At 54.0% G+C, this 17,820-nt stretch carries 14 protein-coding genes; 8 read left to right on the top strand and 6 right to left on the bottom strand.

What is annotated here, in order from left to right; translation table 11 throughout:
- Both tamB and tamA read right to left on the bottom strand, forming a co-directional pair.
- Window positions 1-3,777 carry an autotransporter assembly complex protein TamB gene (gene tamB, locus I6L54_RS22425; RefSeq protein ID WP_040232986.1) on the bottom strand — a complete coding sequence of 1,259 codons (3,777 nt, stop codon included), beginning with the start codon at window positions 3,775-3,777 and terminating at the stop codon, window positions 1-3.
- Window positions 3,774-5,507: an autotransporter assembly complex protein TamA gene (gene tamA, locus I6L54_RS22430; RefSeq protein ID WP_040232984.1), complete on the bottom strand. Its 1,734-nt coding sequence runs from the start codon at window positions 5,505-5,507 to the stop codon at window positions 3,774-3,776. Before tamA ends, tamB begins: the two co-directional genes overlap by 4 nt.
- Before the next feature lie 212 nt (window positions 5,508-5,719).
- Here tamA and msrA point away from each other — a divergent pair, with 212 nt between their 5' ends.
- Both msrA and paeA read left to right on the top strand, forming a co-directional pair.
- A complete protein-coding gene (msrA, locus tag I6L54_RS22435; protein WP_040232983.1) occupies window positions 5,720-6,358 on the top strand; it encodes a peptide-methionine (S)-S-oxide reductase MsrA in 639 nt (212 codons plus the stop codon).
- Between the two features lie 152 nt (window positions 6,359-6,510).
- Window positions 6,511-7,851, top strand: a complete 1,341-nt coding sequence (gene paeA, locus I6L54_RS22440) for a polyamine export protein PaeA (RefSeq protein ID WP_005134468.1) — start codon at window positions 6,511-6,513, stop codon at window positions 7,849-7,851.
- A 65-nt stretch (window positions 7,852-7,916) separates the two neighbouring features.
- Here paeA and I6L54_RS22445 read toward each other — a convergent pair whose 3' ends face one another.
- Window positions 7,917-8,123: a DUF1107 domain-containing protein gene (locus I6L54_RS22445; protein ID WP_003025710.1), complete on the bottom strand. Its 207-nt coding sequence runs from the start codon at window positions 8,121-8,123 to the stop codon at window positions 7,917-7,919.
- A 326-nt stretch (window positions 8,124-8,449) separates the two neighbouring features.
- On the opposite strand from I6L54_RS22445, the gene I6L54_RS22450 reads away from it, so the two are divergent.
- Window positions 8,450-9,007 (top strand): YtfJ family protein, encoded by a 558-nt coding sequence (locus tag I6L54_RS22450; protein ID WP_040232981.1) that lies wholly within the window; start codon window positions 8,450-8,452, stop codon window positions 9,005-9,007.
- Here the strand turns inward: I6L54_RS22450 and cysQ are convergent.
- Complete coding sequence (gene cysQ, locus I6L54_RS22455; protein WP_040232979.1) at window positions 8,997-9,737, bottom strand: 3'(2'),5'-bisphosphate nucleotidase CysQ; 741 nt, start codon at window positions 9,735-9,737, stop codon at window positions 8,997-8,999. The genes I6L54_RS22450 and cysQ overlap by 11 nt on opposite strands.
- Before the next feature lie 187 nt (window positions 9,738-9,924).
- On the opposite strand from cysQ, the gene cpdB reads away from it, so the two are divergent.
- Window positions 9,925-11,868 (top strand): 2',3'-cyclic-nucleotide 2'-phosphodiesterase, encoded by a 1,944-nt coding sequence (cpdB, locus tag I6L54_RS22460; RefSeq protein ID WP_005134464.1) that lies wholly within the window; start codon window positions 9,925-9,927, stop codon window positions 11,866-11,868.
- Between the two features lie 97 nt (window positions 11,869-11,965).
- Here cpdB and I6L54_RS22465 read toward each other — a convergent pair whose 3' ends face one another.
- The gene (locus I6L54_RS22465) at window positions 11,966-12,346 is read right to left on the bottom strand and encodes a winged helix-turn-helix transcriptional regulator (RefSeq protein ID WP_005134463.1); all 381 of its coding nucleotides are present in this window, start codon (window positions 12,344-12,346) and stop codon (window positions 11,966-11,968) included.
- Window positions 12,347-12,436: 90 nt separating this feature from the next.
- On the opposite strand from I6L54_RS22465, the gene I6L54_RS22470 reads away from it, so the two are divergent.
- From I6L54_RS22470 to I6L54_RS22480, 3 genes are all read left to right on the top strand, one after another.
- Entirely contained in the window at window positions 12,437-13,285 is an 849-nt protein-coding gene (locus I6L54_RS22470) for an SDR family oxidoreductase (RefSeq protein WP_005134461.1), read from the top strand.
- An 81-nt stretch (window positions 13,286-13,366) separates the two neighbouring features.
- Window positions 13,367-14,191, top strand: coding sequence for an AraC family transcriptional regulator (locus I6L54_RS22475; RefSeq protein ID WP_040233002.1), 825 nt, complete (start codon window positions 13,367-13,369; stop codon window positions 14,189-14,191).
- 76 nt (window positions 14,192-14,267) lie between these two features.
- A complete protein-coding gene (locus I6L54_RS22480; RefSeq protein ID WP_040232977.1) occupies window positions 14,268-15,236 on the top strand; it encodes a DMT family transporter in 969 nt (322 codons plus the stop codon).
- Window positions 15,237-15,297: 61 nt separating this feature from the next.
- Here I6L54_RS22480 and I6L54_RS22485 read toward each other — a convergent pair whose 3' ends face one another.
- A complete protein-coding gene (locus I6L54_RS22485) occupies window positions 15,298-16,869 on the bottom strand; it encodes a methyl-accepting chemotaxis protein (RefSeq protein ID WP_040232976.1) in 1,572 nt (523 codons plus the stop codon).
- Window positions 16,870-17,115: 246 nt separating this feature from the next.
- Between I6L54_RS22485 and ytfE the strand changes: the two genes are divergently transcribed.
- On the top strand, window positions 17,116-17,778 hold the full coding sequence (ytfE, locus tag I6L54_RS22490; RefSeq protein ID WP_005134449.1) for an iron-sulfur cluster repair protein YtfE: 663 nt from the start codon (window positions 17,116-17,118) through the stop codon (window positions 17,776-17,778).
- The last annotated feature ends 42 nt before the right edge of the window (window positions 17,779-17,820 follow it).

Here is a 17,820-nt window from a genome sequence, read left to right on the forward strand (position 1 = left end):
CTAAAACTCGAACTGATAGAGCAAATCAAGTGCCTGATCTACGCCAGACACGGCTTCCAGATATAGCTTAGGCATCAGACGATAACGTAGCGTGAGTGTCGCTAAAGAGTCAAATATACCCACACCATATTTCACCTGCAGACCTGGCAGTACGTATCCGCTGACAACCACCTGAGAGGAGTCACCCACCCCTTGCGTGTCCAGTGCCAGATTGCTTACGCCAAATGTCTCCCCGATTTTACCCACAACCTGACCACTTTGTGCAACCCCCAGGCCAATAAGCATTGATGTCATCGCCGCGCTGTCGCTCTGCTCGCTGTCCAGCCCTTGCCCACGTAACAGATAAGAGAGGGCCATTTGCTGTGACATTGCCGGGTCAGAGAAGATCTCCGCTTTCGGTTCATCGGCGCTGCCGGTGACGCGAACACCGGCGATCACGTCGTCTTCGGTGGCATCCGGGTTACGAATCGCTTCGATGTTGAGCAACGGCTGATCCGGCGGGCCGGAGAACAACAGCTCGCCCTTACGCACAATCAAATCCTGACCATAGGCATGGAAACGCCCGCTCGGGATGTTGATCTGGCCGTTCAACCCCAGCCCCTGCTTATCCTGTGCAACTTTCAGATCGCCCGTCAGACGCGCTTTCAGACCAAAGGCATCGATACGTACGTTGTTGCCTACATGAATGTTCAGGTTGCTGTTGATCGGAATACCGGCGCTTTGCGGCTTCTCTGGCTGCAGATTGTCGTTGAGCATCACCATGTCGCTGGACACCCCCACCGCACTTTCCGGCAGGTCGTGCACTACAATACGTGCCCACGGCACATCCACGTTGCCATCAAGAGTAAACAGGTTCGGCGTGGCTTCGAAGACCACATCCGGCGAGACATCCAGACGAACCATCGGCGGCACGGTGATACGCACGCGACTGCCTTTGGCTGCAACACGCGCCCGCCAGTTGTCGATCTGACTCCAGTCGGCATCGCCGCTCAGGTTAATTTCTCCCTGCTGCGTGCGCACTACGCCCGCCAGCGTGGAACGTGTTCCGGTGAAGTTAACGGCTAACTGGCTGGGCTGCATGTCAAACGGCATAAAGTTGCCGTCGATATCCAGACCGCTAAGCTGCAGTTGTCCAAGCAATTGTGGACTTTGCACATCACCGCCCAGACGCAGATTGGCGTTGATCATTCCTGCGGCTTTTTCACCTCTGGAGAAGATAGGGTTCACCATCGCCAGATTGAAGTTGCGAATATTGACGTTACCGCCCAGATTACGGCGTCCTTGCGGGTCTGTTACCTGCACCTGTCCGTCAAACTGTCCGTTGTTGGTCAGGCGAATCAGCCATCCCAGTTCAGCACGGTTGTTGTGCAGGTCAGCGGTCAGGTTCAGCGTCTCAAACGCCACCGGTAACGCGGCATCGTTTACGCTCTGGGTGACCTTCACGTTACGCCCACTTAGCGTGACCTGTCCCTGCGGCAGCCCCTCTTTGGTGGTGTCCCAGCTCACATCCGCTTTGCCACTGAATACGCCGCTGGCCTGGGTTGTATCCGGCATAAACGGTTTCAGCATTGCCAGATCGAAGCGATTCAGGTTCACCACCGCGCGCCCTTCTGCACCGGCATCAATGGTTTGCGGCACGCACAGTTCCGCATTCGGGTTATTCCAGCAGTGTGGCCCAATGCTGATTTTCTGTTCCTGATTACGGTAATCCAGCGCAATCGCACGGTTCAACGACCATGGACCAACCGGCGTCTGGAAGCGCGTATTGCTCAGCGTCCCTTTCCAGCGCTGTTCTTTGCGATCGAAGCTGCCTGCCAGATCCAGTTGCCCGGAAACCGGCTCCCCCTGAATGCGCAGTTGCAGCTCATGCTGCTGTTCGCTGCCTTTGGCGTTGAGCGTCACGAGGCCGATATTCACGTCAGGTTGCACAATCCGCTCTACACGCACGTTGAGGCTACCGGCGATTTGCTCAGCTGATTTCACGTCGCCCTCGACGCGCACCTGAGCCACGGAAAGTTCCTGCCAACGCAGACCACGGGCGGTGATATCCGCCAGCAGTTGCGGCGCGTCGACCGTACCGCGAACTTTTACCAGCCCTTTCGCCGTACCGCCCAGTCCAGGCAGCGCGTTATCCAGATTCGGGGCATCAATCGTCGCGTCGAGATTGAGGTCTTTGACCCCCAGTTCCCCTTTCACATCCGCGCTGTTGCGCCCCAGTTCCAGATGCAGGCCCGGGATCGTCCACTGCAGGTAACTGTTACCTTTCAGCGAACCGTTCACATTGACCTTATTCTGCTTCACGTTGCCGGTCAGCTTCAGCTCCGGAACCTCCATCTGCCAGCTTCCACCGTACAGACTACCGCGCGTTTTCACCAGGCCATTCAGTTTTGACGGCCAGTCAGGGATTGCTTTCGCGGTGTTGATGCCATCCAGCGTGAGCTCCCCACGCCAACTGACCGCCTGCTGCCAGTCCACCAGCGCTTTCAGCTCGGTTTTCCCTTCCAGCGCCGCAACGCTCAGTTTGTCGAGATTGATCTGCTGTTCGTTACCTTTGGCATCCAGCGTAATGGTGGCCGGAGGAATATCCTGCCCCTTCACGGCGGTACGCATCGACAACGTGTAGTCGGTCATTTTGCCGGTCAGCTTGAGCTTGATATCATCGGCCTGGAACTGCTTGTCGCCGGTGAACGGCCAGTAAATCTGCTTACTCATCACTTCCAGATTGAGCGGCAACCCGGCTTCCGCCAGACGCGTTTGCGCCCGCAGGTCCAAATCCACCGGACCGGACAGATTTACGCCGACTTCCAGTTGGTCACGCAGCGCGCCGCCGACCTTCAGCTTCAGCTTTTCGCCTTTTAACGGGTCGATGTTGAGTGTGCTGTTTAACGTAATATCGACCGGCCATGTGTCGGTGAGTTGCACCGTGCCGCTGGCTTTTACCGCCCCCTGATTCGAGTCGATATCCAGCGCGTCCAGCTTCATGTTGCCGTCAATGCTGCTCACTTTCAGCAGCAGGTTATGTACCGTGAGATCCGTATCCCCGGTCACGCGCAGCTGCTCGCCGCGAAATTCTTCAATATTGAGATTGAGCGGCAGATGCACATCGGTCATTTCCGGCAGCACCGGCTTTGAGAACAGATCTTTTAGCGTTTCACCGAGCGGCTTTTCGTCCGGCTGCGGATTTTGAATTTTTGGTTCGACGACCTCTTCCTGCGCCACGTCCGCCACTTTAGGCAGAGCAATCAGTAGCCCCTGCAATGACGTTGGCTTCAGGGTCAGTGTTTTTTCCTGCCAGTTGAGGCCGGAAGTGAAATCCAGCACGGAAACCGTGGTGTCATCGATTTTGATATTGATGTTGTTAAGCGCCACGCGTGAAAGCGTGATTGGGTATGGCGTGGAAAGGTTAAGCGGACCGCTGTCTTCTTCCTCCACCGGCGCTGATGGCGGCATTTTTTTGCTGTCGATCGCTACGTTGATATTTTTCAGCGACAGATCGTTGACGCACAGACTGCTGTTCCACAGACAATTAAGCCCCACGGCCAGATGTACTTCGCCAGCATTTACTGCCACGCCGGGCTGGTCATAACGAATATTTTTGAGCGATAAATCCCGCCAGCCGCCGGTAACCTGACCAATCTCCAGCCCAGGCACCCAGCGATTAGCTGCCTTGAAGACCAGATGCAGACCAGAGGTTGTCCCCACCAGGAACGCGACGGTACCTAACAACAGCAGGATAAAAACCAGTACCCCGAGGCTTATCTTCTTCCATAAACTCATAATTCAGGCCCCAGACCGATGTAAAACTGTAAACCATGTTCATCTTTGTCGCCGACAGGGACGGCAAAGTCGAGCTTGATAGGCCCCACTGGCGACTGCCAGCGTACACCGACCCCTGCACCGGTTTTGAAATCGCTTTTGCGGATATCGCTGACCGCTTCACCGCTATCGACAAACATCGCGCCCCACCATTTACCGGTCACGTTGTACTGGTATTCCAGCGAGCCCGTCGCCAGCTTCGAGGCCCCTTTCAGCTTACCGTCACTGCCTTCAGGCGAAATAGATTTGTATTTGTAACCGCGGATACTGCGGTCGCCCCCGGCGAAGAAACGCAGATCCGGCGGGACTTTGTCGAAGTCACCGGTTTCAATCCAGCCGAGGTTACCGCGCATCACAAAACGGTGCTTATCGTACAATGTACGGATCCAGACGTTCTGCGCCTGGAAGACGGAGAAATCAACGTCTGAACCCCACGCAGTATTCGAATAGTCAATGGAATAGCGTTGGGAATCACCCCAGACAGGCATCAGGCCGCCGCGCGAGCGCGTCCGGCTGATCATCACACCCGGATAGAGCAGCATGGTGGTATTAGTGACGTTACCCTGGGTAAAGTGGTCGAGGCTCCAGCGCAGGTTAATCGCGCGCTGCCAGCCGCTGGAGAGGTCCCAGTAGCGGGAGACCGCGAGCGTGGTGGAGTCCTGTTCGGTGTCGTTTAAATCGGTACGTTTAAAGCCGCCTTGCACCAGGTAATACTGCTCCAGCGGGTTCTTTAACAGCGGCATTTTATAGCTGAAATCAAGGACCTGCTCTGGCGCAGAAATACTGGCACTGGTGGTCAGGCTATGGCCCCAGGAGTTCATCCACGGCTTTTTCCACGAGGTTTTCAACCGCGGTCCCACGTCAGTAGAGTAGCCGGCCCCGGTTTCGATGGTATTTTCGGTGCGCGGCGAGACCACGCCTTTTAGCGGCAGTACTTTGGTTTCTCGGGCTTTATCAAATTCAGGCGCCACCACCACGGAATTAAACCATCCGGTTGCCGAAAGGCGACGGTTTAGCTCTGCCAGATCTTTCGACTCGTACTCTTTGCCCTCTTTGAACGGCACCAGGTTTTGCAGGTATTCATCGCGAATTTGCGAACCTTCAAAAGTGACATGGCCAAAGCGGTAGCGCTCTCCGCTGTTGTAATCGATATCCCAGAATGCCTGGCGGCGCTCAAGCGCTATCCCGAGCTGGCTTTTATTAAAATCACTGTCGAAATAGCCTTTACGCAGCGCCACGCTGGTGAGTGACTTTTTGAAATTGTCATAGTCGCCCTGATTCAGCACTGTGCCGATTGCAGGGCGTGTTTTCAGCAGATCCAGGTAATCTTTATCCGTACGTGCGCCACCGCGCAGAATCACTTCGGTACCGCCAATCAGCACCGGCTCACCGGGGGTCACTTTGGCAATCAGCACCTGGCGTCCTTTCGCCGGTGGCGGACGCAGTTCAAAATCAATGGTTGGCTCAAAGTAGCCCAGCGCTTTTAGCCCTTCGCGGATGGCATCATCAACGCGCGCACGAAAGCGTCGGTCTGGAGTGACTTCGTCACTCTGAATCGTGGACAGCTGCGCACGAACGTTTTTCTCCAGCGGTCCAGATAATCCTTCGACCTGTAAGCGAACATTCGCAGCGGCGGCGGAGCCACTTAAGCACAGTAATCCCACCCAACATAACTGACGGATATGTGGCACATTTTCTCCTGAATATCCTTTTTTCCCACCCCTGGAAAAAAATACTATGCCGTTCCTCGGCTTAACAAAAAATCAACAATAAGAGTTGAAAAACAGACGACAACCCAAATATTTCTTATGTTTAACTCTAGACGCATTCACGCTATTTATTGTGGGCAAAGACGCGTCTCGTTACAACCTTAACCCAAATGACTGATTTCGGGAGAACGGCCATGAGTTTATTTGATAGAAAGCATCTTGTTACTCAAGCAGATGCGCTACCTGGACGCAACACCCCGATGCCGGTAGCAACGTTGCATGCGGTTAATCAGCATTCGATGACCAACGTGCCCGACGGCATGGAGATAGCCCTCTTCGCCATGGGATGTTTCTGGGGCGTGGAGCGTTTATTCTGGTCTTTGCCCGGCGTTTACAGCACTGCCGCAGGTTACACCGGTGGCTACACGCCGAACCCAACCTATCGGGAAGTCTGTTCCGGCGATACCGGACATGCCGAAGCAGTGCGCATCGTCTATGACCCGCATGTTATCAGCTACGAACAACTGCTGCAGGTGTTCTGGGAAAATCATGACCCGGCGCAGGGTATGCGTCAGGGGAACGACCAGGGCACGCAGTATCGTTCGGCAATTTATCCGCTCACGCCGGAGCAGAAGAGCGCCGCGCACGCCAGCCTGGAGCGTTTTCAGGCAGCAATGACAGCCGCGGGCGACGAACGCGAGATTACGACGGAAATCAGCACGGCGACCCCGTTCTACTATGCCGAGGACGATCACCAACAATATCTGCACAAAAACCCTTATGGGTACTGTGGCATTGGCGGGATTGGCGTTTGTCTGCCGCCACAAGGATAAGCGCCCCCCTCTGGCGGCTTTACAGTACCTTACGCTATACTAGCTCCTGAAATTGCCGGTCCACTCCCTTCGGACCGGTTTTCAATGTGTATTTCACACGAATTTATCAATTTATCCCTTCCGAGGATCTGGCCTTAACGGTCGGATAAGATATGTTAAACAGTATTTTAGTCATTCTCTGCCTGATCGCCGTGAGTGCGTTTTTCTCGATATCCGAGATCTCGCTTGCTGCATCACGCAAAATCAAACTTAAACTGCTTGCCGATGAAGGCAACGTAAACGCACAACGTGTTTTGAAGATGCAGGAAAACCCCGGCATGTTCTTTACCGTTGTGCAAATTGGTCTTAATGCGGTTGCTATTCTTGGCGGTATCGTCGGTGACGCAGCGTTTTCACCGGCATTTAACGGTCTGTTCTCGAAATACTTCGCCCCAGAGCTGTCCGAACAGTTAAGCTTTATTCTGTCGTTCTCCCTGGTGACTGGCCTGTTCATCCTGTTCGCGGATTTAACCCCGAAACGCATCGGTATGATTGCGCCAGAAGCTGTGGCTTTGCGTATCATCAACCCGATGCGCTTCTGTCTGCTCGTGTTCCGCCCGCTGGTATGGTTCTTTAATGGTCTGGCAAATAACATTTTCCGTCTGTTTAAGATCCCGATGGTGCGTAAAGATGACATCACTTCGGACGATATTTACGCCGTAGTCGAAGCCGGCGCATTGGCAGGGGTTCTGCGCAAGCAGGAACATGAGCTAATCGAAAACGTATTTGAACTGGAATCCCGAACCGTGCCGTCTTCAATGACCTCGCGCGAAAACGTTATCTGGTTTGATCTGCACGAAGACGAACAGAGCCTGAAGAACAAAGTGGCGGAACATCCGCATTCCAAGTTTCTGGTCTGTAATGAAGATATCGACCACATCATTGGCTATGTTGATTCAAAGGATCTCCTCAACCGCGTACTGGCAAATCAAAGCATGGCGCTGAACAGCGGCGTGCAGATCCGCAATACGCTGATTGTTCCGGATACGCTGACGCTCTCAGAAGCGCTGGAAAGCTTCAAAACCGCAGGCGAAGATTTTGCCGTCATCATGAACGAGTATGCACTGGTGGTGGGGATTATTACGCTTAATGACGTAATGACGACGCTGATGGGTGACTTAGTCGGCCAGGGGCTGGAAGAACAGATCGTCGCGCGTGATGAGAACTCATGGTTAGTTGACGGCGGTACGCCGATTGATGACGTGATGCGTGTGCTGGATATCGACGAGTTTCCGCAGTCCGGCAACTATGAAACCATCGGCGGTTTCATGATGTTCATGCTGCGTAAAATCCCGAAACGCACCGACTCGGTGAAGTATTCTGGCTACAAATTTGAAGTGGTGGATATCGATAACTACAAGATCGATCAGCTGCTGGTGACGCGCCTGGACAGTAAACCTACCGTTCTGGTACCAAAGCTGCCGGATGCAAAAGAAGAGACCAAGGCGTCTTAACGCCTACAGAAACATCAACGGCTCCCATCAGGAGCCGTTTTTTTAACTACTGCATAGCACTTTGGTTAAGCCATCTCAGTCTGCAGACGCAAAACCTGACGGTTAACTTCGGACATAACAGAAAAATGCAGTTTGTCCTTCACTTTTGGGATAAGAATCTTACCCTTATCAAACTCAAAAGCGCCTACATCCTTGATATATAACCGTCCACGAAACAGGATCTTCACGTACTTCGCCACCTGCAGCGGGTTGTATCGTTGGAAAATTTTCATTGTATCTCCTGCTGAGCGTTACGCCTTTGCGGTACCACAATCGGTCCGACAATCCTCAGGCGCAAATTTTAATGCCTTATGACTATAGACTATCTGAACGATGTTTCCAGCGTGTATAAGTTTATTTACCTTCAGGTTACAATTATTCAGAATTATCTTTTCAACGCTTCGCTATCTTCAGTATAAGCCTTCATTTTTCACAGGATTTGTGCGCCCGTCCGCAAACTGGCATCGCGCTTGCGGGAAAAAGCATAATTCGCACATATGATTAAATTCCAGGCCCAAGTGGTCGGATCACCTGCAAAATAAAGAAAGAAGGAAAACCCATGACCTTACAAAAACTGCTGGCGCTGTCGTGCCTGCTGCTGCCGATGATTGCCTCCGCGCATAAATTTGAAACCAACCAGCGCGTACCGCCGGTGGGTATTGCCGATCGCGGCGAACTGATCCTCGATAACGATAAGTTTAGCTACAAAAACTGGAATAGCGCACAACTGCCAGGGAAAGTCCGCATTGTGCAACACATCGCCGGACGCACCTCCGCCAAAGAGAAAAATGCTACGTTGATCGAGGCCATCAAAGCGGCCAATCTGCCGCACGACAAATACCAGACCACCACAATCGTCAACACCGATGACGCCATCCCAGGCTCCGGTATGTTTGTGCGCAGCAGTCTGGAGAGCAATAAGAAGCTCTACCCGTGGTCACAATTTATTGTCGACAGCGATGGCATTGCGCGTAAGGTCTGGCAACTGGATGAAGAGAGCTCCGCTATCGTCGTTCTCGACAAAGACGGACGCGTACAGTGGGCAAAAGATGGCGCGTTAACGCAGGATGAGGTGCAGCAGGTTATCGCCCTGCTGCACAAACTGCTCAGTAAATAGAGACGCGGAAGCCGGGGTTAAGGAACGATTCACGCGGGGTGTAATCCAGAGGTTTTCCCTGCCAGTCGTGAACGTGTGCCCCGGCTGCGGCTGCGACCGCGTGGCCAGCTGCGGTGTCCCACACGTTTGTGGGCCCAAAACGCGGATACAGCTGTGCGTGCCCTTCCGCCACCAGGCAAAACTTCAGCGAGGAACCAATCGAGGTGGTCTGGTGCTCGCCCAACTGTTGCAGATACTCTTTTAACTCATTGTCGGCATGCGAGCGGCTAATCACCACCAGCGGTGGACGCGCGTCACGAACCTGGATTTGTTTGCGCACGCCGCACTCTTCTTTCCACGCTTTGCCATGTTCCGCGCTGTACATCACTTTCATCACTGGGGCATACACCACGCCCAGCACCGGCTTTCCCTTTTCGATCAGCGCAATATTAACGGTAAATTCACCGTTACGCTTAATGAACTCTTTGGTCCCATCCAGCGGGTCTACCAGCCAGTACCGCTGCCAGTGCTGGCGAACATCCCAGCCAGGAGGCGCTTCTTCAGACAGAACGGGAATATCCGGCGTCAGCGCCAGTAATCCTTCGAGGATCACCTTGTGCGCGGCGATATCCGCCGCCGTGACCGGAGAATCGTCCTGCTTGCTGGTAATCTCCATCGGTTTGAGTCCATCGTAGACCTGCATAATGGCATCGCCCGCATTCCGTGCAAGCTGGCATACATGTTCTAACATTCTCCACCTCGTTTCTTTCGTGGTGTTAACTCGTTGTTTTACTTATACCCGATCGTCAGGGGATCCGCCAACTGTGATAGCGTCTGCGGTTTTAAACGCTATATTCATGTCATGATTCACAGTTCTGTAAGCAAGAAGATATATATACATTTTCTTTTGTGGCTTAGATCTTAAAAGGATGCCCCTGATGATTAAGTTTAGTGCAACGCTTCTCGCCACGCTGATTGCAGCCAGCGCGAATGCCGCGACCGTCGATCTGCGGATAATGGAAACCACTGATTTACACAGCAATATGATGGATTTCGATTATTACAAAGATACACCGACTGAAAAATTTGGCCTGGTGCGTACGGCCAGCCTTATCAACGCTGCGCGTGGTGAAGTCAAAAACAGCGTGCTGGTTGATAACGGCGATTTGATTCAGGGCAGTCCGCTCGGGGATTATATGGCGGCCAAGGGGCTGAAAGCGGGCGAAACTCACCCGGTCTATAAGGCGCTAAACACGCTGGATTACGCGGTGGGTAACCTCGGCAACCATGAATTCAACTACGGTCTTGAGTATCTGCACAACGCACTAGCCGGAGCGAAGTTCCCTTACGTTAACGCCAATATCATCGACGTTAAGACCAAAAATCCGCTGTTTACGCCTTATCTGATCAAAGACACTGAGGTTGTCGACCAGCAAGGGAACAAGCAGACGCTGAAGATTGGCTATATCGGTTTTGTGCCACCACAGATTATGACCTGGGATAAAGCCAACCTCAGCGGTAAAGTGACTGTGAACGACATCACCGAAACCGCACGTAAATACGTGCCGGAAATGCGAGCCAAAGGCGCGGATGTGGTGGTGGTAGTTGCTCACTCCGGGCTTTCAGCCGACCCATACCAGACAATGGCGGAGAACTCCGTTTACTACCTCAGCGAAGTCCCGGGCGTGGATGCGATTATGTTTGGTCACGCTCACGCCGTTTTCCCCGGTAAAGACTTTGCCAACATCAAAGGGGCTGATATCGCGAAAGGCACGCTCAATGGCGTTCCGGCGGTAATGCCAGGCATGTGGGGCGATCACCTCGGCGTAGTCGATTTGGTGCTGAATAACGACAGCGGTAAATGGCAGGTCACCCAGGCGAAAGCCGAGGCGCGCCCGATCTATGACGCGGCAGCGAAAAAATCACTGGCAGCAGAAGACAAAAAAATCGTTGAGATCCTGAAAGCCGATCACGACGCCACGCGTGAATTCGTGAGCAAACCGATCGGTAAATCCGCCGACAATATGTACAGCTATCTGGCGCTGGTACAGGATGACCCGACCGTACAGGTGGTGAACAACGCGCAGAAAGCCTATGTGGAACACTTTATTCAGGGCGATCCGGACCTGGCGAAACTGCCGGTACTTTCCGCAGCTGCGCCGTTTAAGGTCGGTGGACGCAAGAACGATCCAGCCAGCTTTGTCGAAGTCGAAAAAGGTCAGCTCACCTTCCGTAACGCCGCCGATTTATATCTCTATCCCAACACCCTGGTGGTCGTAAAAGCCAGCGGTAAAGAGGTGAAAGAGTGGCTGGAATGTTCCGCCGGGCAGTTCAATCAGATTGATATCCACAGCAGCAAACCACAGTCGTTGATTAACTGGGACGGCTTCCGTACCTATAACTTCGACGTGATTGACGGCGTGAATTACCAGATTGATGTGTCGCAACCCGCCCGCTATGACGGTGAATGCCAGACTATCAACCCGCAAGCAGAGCGTATTAAAAATCTGACCTTCAACGGCAAGCCTGTCGATCCAAATGCCACCTTCCTCGTCGCGACGAATAACTATCGTGCCTACGGCGGTAAGTTTGCCGGAACTGGCGACAGTCACATCGCGTTTGCATCACCGGATGAAAACCGCTCGGTGCTGGCGGCATGGATAGGTGCCGAAACGAAGCGCGCCGGTGAAATACATCCGGCAGCAGATAACAACTGGCGTCTGGCGCCGATTCACAGCGATACAAAACTGGATATTCGCTTTGAAACATCGCCAACCGAGAAGGCCGCCGCATTTATCAAAGAGAAAGGGCAATATCCACTGAAAAAAGTCGCGACCGATGACATTGGTTTTGCCATTTACCAGTTGGATTTAAGTAAGTAATTTTCGTGCCGGATGCGACGCAATAGCGTCTTATCCGGCCTACGCGTCGAAGTAATCTGTAGGCCGGATAAGGCGTTAGCCGCCATCCGGCAATACTTTACGCCGCCCGCTCTTCCCGCTGCGCCAAAACCTGCGGCAAATTTAGTTCAATCCAGTCCGCCAGTGCGGCGACTTTATCGCTCACCTGCTCACCCAACGACGTCAGGCTATACTCCACATGCGGCGGTACGACCGGATACGATACCCGGTTGATAAACCCATCCTGCTCCAGCGCCTGCAGGGATTGCGCCAGCATCTTTTCACTGACGCCGCCCATCTTACGGCGCAGATCGCTAAAACGGTGCGTACCGTCGCGCAGCGCCACCAGAATCAACACCCCCCAGCGACTGGTGACGTGTTTTAACACCTCGCGGGAGGGGCACTGCTCGGCGAACAAATTACCATCGCGTAACTGCTGAGAAAGCGTTGGTGTGGCCATTTTCATACTTACCTTTTTGTGCGTACTTACTAAAAGTTAGCTTAGATGTTAGCGTGATTAAACACAAGACCAATACCAAGGAGTCACCCCATGATCGCGATTACCGGCGCCACCGGCCAACTGGGCCAACACGTTATTGAAACTCTGCTGAAAACCGTTCCTGCCAGCCAGATTGTGGCCATTGTGCGTAACCCTGCGAAAGCGACGGCGCTTAGCCAGCAGGGGATTACCGTTCGTCAGGCGGATTACAGCGATGAAGCCGCCTTTACAACTGCCCTACAGAATATCGACAAGCTACTGCTGATCTCGTCGAGCGAAGTGGGACAACGTGCCCCGCAGCATCGCAACGTGATTAACGCAGCGAAAGCCGCTCACGTGAAATTTATCGCCTACACCAGCCTGCTACATGCCGACACCTCCCCGCTGGGGTTGGCTGATGAGCATGTGGCAACCGAGAAGATGCTGGCTGAATCCGGTATCGCGTACGCGCTGCTGCGTAACGGCTGGTACACCGAAAACTATCTGGCGAGTGCGCCAGCCGCACTGGAACACGGCGTGTTTATTGGGGCTGCAGGAGAAGGCAAAATCGCCTCGGCGACCCGCGCCGACTATGCCGCTGCCGCCGCGCGCGTTATCAGCGAAGACGGTCATGCCGGTAAAATCTATGAGCTGGCGGGCGATGACGGCTGGACGCTGAGCCAACTGGCTACCGAACTGGCAAAACAGAGCGGTAAAAAAGTGGTGTATCAGAACCTGAGTGAAGCCGATTTTGCCGCCGCGCTGAAGGGTTTTGGTCTGCCTGCCGGACTGGCGGACATGCTGGCTGACTCAGACGTTGGCGCCTCCAAAGGCGGCCTCTTCGACGACAGCCATACGCTGAGCACACTGATTGGTCGCCCGACCACATCGCTGGCTGACAGCGTCAAAGGCATCGTGTAAGTGTTAAAAATTAGTTAATTGTGGTGGCATCCCCACGCATCCTCTCTGATAATGACAGGATGATGCGTGGGGAGAGAAAACGTGCAAGGTGTACCTGAGCAGTTTATTGATGAGAAAGACAGCGCCCGCTTTCGCCATCTGGCGCAGGTGCCCGGCGTTGAGCTGTATCATGCGCACATCTCGCGTTACGCCTTCGAGCCGCACACCCATGAAGCGTTTGGTATCGGCGCGATTGAAGCCGGTGCCGAACGTTTTCGCTATCGTGGCACGCAATACGTAGCGCCTGCCCATTCCGTCGTCACCATGAATCCCGATGAGCTGCACACCGGCGAAGCCGAAACCGCCGACGGCTGGCGCTACCGGATGATCTACCTTGAACCCGATCTTCTGGAGGAGGTCACCGGGGTTCGTCACTGGTGGTTCCATGACGTTACCCGTCATGATCCGCTGCGTTCGCGTCAGATCTGCTCGCTGATCCATGGCCTGTGGAACACGGAGGATCCGCTGGCACAAAAAGGATTATTACTCGATCTGATCGACACGTTCCAGCCGCTGGCTCGCCATGCACCGGTATTACCGGAGGGGGCACATCGCTTCGAACGCGTGCGTGAATACCTGCACGATAACTACATGCACCCTGTGACCCTCGATGAACTGGCTCGCGTGGCGTCACTCAGTCCCTGGCATTTCCAGCGCCAGTTCAAATTGCATTTTCACGTCACGCCGCACCAGATGCTGATGGCGATCCGTCTGTGGCGAGCCAAAGGTTTTCTTACCTACGGTATGCCTGCCGCAGATGTGGCCGCCGCCACCGGACTGACCGACCAATCGCACCTCACCCGCGCCTTTACCCATCGCTACGGCATTACGCCGGTACGCTATCAGAAGCAGGTTTTTTCGCGCTAATGCGCAATCTCATACAATACAGTGATGTTTTCCCTGCCTACACTCAGCGCTATGTTTAATGATGTGGATGTCAAAAATGATTAGCGGTGTGTTGTATGCCCTGCTGGCCGGGCTGATGTGGGGATTAATTTTTGTCGGCCCCTTGATCGTGCCGGAATACCCAGCGGTATTACAGTCGATGGGGCGTTATCTGGCGTTGGGGCTGATCGCACTCCCGTTGGCCTGGCTGGGTCGCGGACGACTGCGTCAGTTGACGTACAAAGACTGGGTAACCGCTCTGGCGTTAACCCTGATGGGCAACCTGATTTATTACGTTTGTCTGGCCAGCGCCATTCAGCGTACCGGCGCACCCGTTTCAACCATGATCATCGGCACATTACCGGTCGTGATCCCAGTCTTCGCCAACCTGCTTTATAGCCAACGTGACGGCAAATTATCGTGGTGGCACCTGGCTCCTGCGCTGGTACTGATCGGCATGGGTCTGCTATGCGTGAATATCTCTGAGCTGAGTCAGGGGTTGCCTGATTTTAGCGGCTGGAGGTATGGCTATGGCATCGCGCTGGCGCTGATTTCGGTGGTGTGTTGGGCGTGGTATGCGCTGCGTAATGCCCGCTGGCTACGCGAGAATCCGGATAAGCACCCAATGATGTGGGCGACGGCCCAGGCACTGGTGACGCTGCCTGTATCCCTGCTCGGTTATATTGCCGCCTGCCTGTGGCTGAACGGGCAAACGCCGGACTTCGCGCTGCCCTTCGGCCCACGTCCGGGCGTGTTTATCGGCCTGATGATAGCCATTGCGGTCTTATGTTCGTGGGTTGGCGCACTGTGCTGGAACGTCGCCAGTCAGAAGCTGCCGACGGTGATCCTCGGCCCGCTGATCGTCTTTGAAACGCTGGCGGGACTGCTGTACACCTTTATTCTGCGCAAGGAATTTCCGCCGCTGCTGACGATAAGCGGTATTGCGCTGCTGATAATAGGCGTGGTGATTGCGGTGCGGTCAAAACCGCAAAAACCGGCGGTAGTGCCGGTTTCGGGGGATGCCTGATGGCGCTGCGCTTATCAGGCCTACAAGGACTATACGATCTCATGTAGGCCGGATAAGGCGTTTACGCCGCCATCCGGCGCGACACTTTAAACACTGCCACCGTCTGGTTCAACCGTGCAGCCTGCTCTTCGAGCGCAGCAGCGGCGGAAGCAGATTCCTCCACCAGCGAGGCGTTTTGCTGCGTGACGCGGTCCATCTCAGCCACCGCCTGACCGACCTGATCGATACCCCGGCTCTGTTCATCAGAGGCTGACGCAATTTCGCCCATAATATCGGTAACCTGGGTGACGGCACTGACAATTTCCGCCATCGTCTCACCCGCTTCATGCACCAGCGCCGTACCGGCATTGACCCGATTCCCTGAATCATCAATCAGCGCCTTAATCTCTTTCGCCGCCTGAGCGCTACGCTGCGCCAGCGTGCGCACTTCACCTGCAACGACAGCAAAGCCGCGCCCCTGTTCGCCCGCGCGCGCCGCTTCTACCGCCGCGTTCAGCGCCAGGATGTTGGTCTGGAAAGCAATGCCGTCGATAACAGTGGTAATTTGCGCAATTTTGCTGGAACTGGTAGCGATTTCATCCATGGTACGCACCACGCCGTCGACCACGGCTCCACCTTTCTGCGCCGTCTGCGAGGCATTTTTTGCCAGGCTGGTCGCCTGTCGCGCATTATCCGCATTCTGTTTTACGGTGGCCGTGAGTTGTTCCATACTGGCAGCAGTCTCTTCCAGAGAAGCAGCCTGCTGCTCAGTGCGTGAAGAGAGATCGTTACTGCCAGCGGCAATTTCACCCGCACCGGTATAGATAGTATCTGCACCGTCACGCACTACGCTGACCGTGTTCGCCAGCGCCTGCTGCATATCACGGACGTTCTGGGCCAATAGCGCCATTTCGTTACGGCCATCAGCGGTAATAGTGTGGGTCAGATCACCTGAAGCGATATGCCGAATATGCCCCATCACCTCATGGAGTGGTTTCAGCAGGACACGCTGCATGGCAATCCAACTAACGATAATGACGGTCAACACAATCAACAGTATGGCGGATAACAACCAGATAATTTTCTGGTAGTCATTTTCGTTATCCCGAACGCCCTCATTTGCCAGCGCGGTTTGCGCGGTACGCCATTCCTGATAAACCTCTTGCATGGCCGTCTGCTTTTGTTCGGCATTCTGTTTGAACATCTCTTCCAGCTTGCCTTCAGCCAGCAGCGCGTTCATTTTTGCAAGCGCAGTAGAATAGATACCGTACTGTTCTTCCAGTCGGTCTGCCAGACTTTCATCCAGACCCGGCGTTTCCGGCAACGCGTAGTATTTATCGTAATGCTCTTTTGCGTCTGCCAGCAGGCGATTCGCCGTGTTCACCAGTTCCTTCAACTGACCGCCGTTAATATCGCTGGCCATCGTGCCCTGCAGACGCAGCATGCCCCGATTGAGCGTAACGCGCGCCTGGTTCAGGCTAATCCACGCATCGGTAAACTCGGCCACGTTCTGGCTGGAAAGTTGAGAAACGTTAAAGTTCTGCTTATCGTTGTTAAGCGCGCCAATAAACACGCCCGCGGAGATGAGCTGCATTGCGCCCAGGGCGAGTAACACGGTGATAAGTAAGGTTATCACTTTGATTCGTTTGAACATCTGTAGCCTTTTATTATATGCAGGTATTGTCTGAGGTCTAACTATCGGCAGCAGCGTGCGCTTATTTAATCCTGTCTCGCGGCTTTTTTCGCCGCTCCTCTCCTTTCCAATAAGATTCAGCACCTTAACGAGATAAGAAATTTTCGTGACAATCATCACAAAATCCTCTGCCCCGAAAGGGTTATATCCTTCTTTATAAGTTGCATTTAAAATGCACTTTATATTATTGAGAATGAGGTAACGGCTATGTCTTATCGCGATCAACCTTTAGGTGAACTGGCGCTCTCTATTCCTCGTGCGTCGGCACTGTTTCGTAAATACGATATGGATTACTGCTGCGGCGGTAAGCAAACGCTGGCACGCGCTGCCGCACGTAAAGAGCTGGATGTCGAGGCCATCGAAGCCGAACTGTCAAAACTCGCTGAGCAGCCGCTGGAAAAAGACTGGCGTACCGTGGCGCTGGCAGAAATCATTGACCATATCATCGTACGTTATCACGACCGACACCGTGAACAGCTGCCGGAGCTGATCCTGCAGGCCACTAAAGTTGAACGCGTTCACGCAGACAAACCGAACGTACCGCGCGGTCTGGCGAAAAACCTGACCATGCTGCATGAAGAACTGTCCAGCCACATGATGAAAGAGGAGCAGATCCTGTTCCCGATGATCAAACAGGGCATGGGGAGTCAGGCGATGGGACCAATCAGCGTGATGGAAAGCGAACACGACGATGCGGGTGAACTGGTGGAAGTGATCAAACACATCACCCACAACGTGACGCCGCCGCCAGAAGCCTGCACCACCTGGAAAGCCATGTATAACGGCATTAACGAGATGATCGACGATCTGATGGAACACATCAGTCTGGAAAATAATGTGTTGTTCCCGCGTGCCCTCGCAGGTGAATAAAAAAGCCCGGTGGCGCTAGCGCTTACCGGGCCTACAACGTCC

Origin of the sequence: Citrobacter pasteurii (assembly GCF_019047765.1) — a bacterium.
Lineage (GTDB): Bacteria > Pseudomonadota > Gammaproteobacteria > Enterobacterales > Enterobacteriaceae > Citrobacter > Citrobacter pasteurii.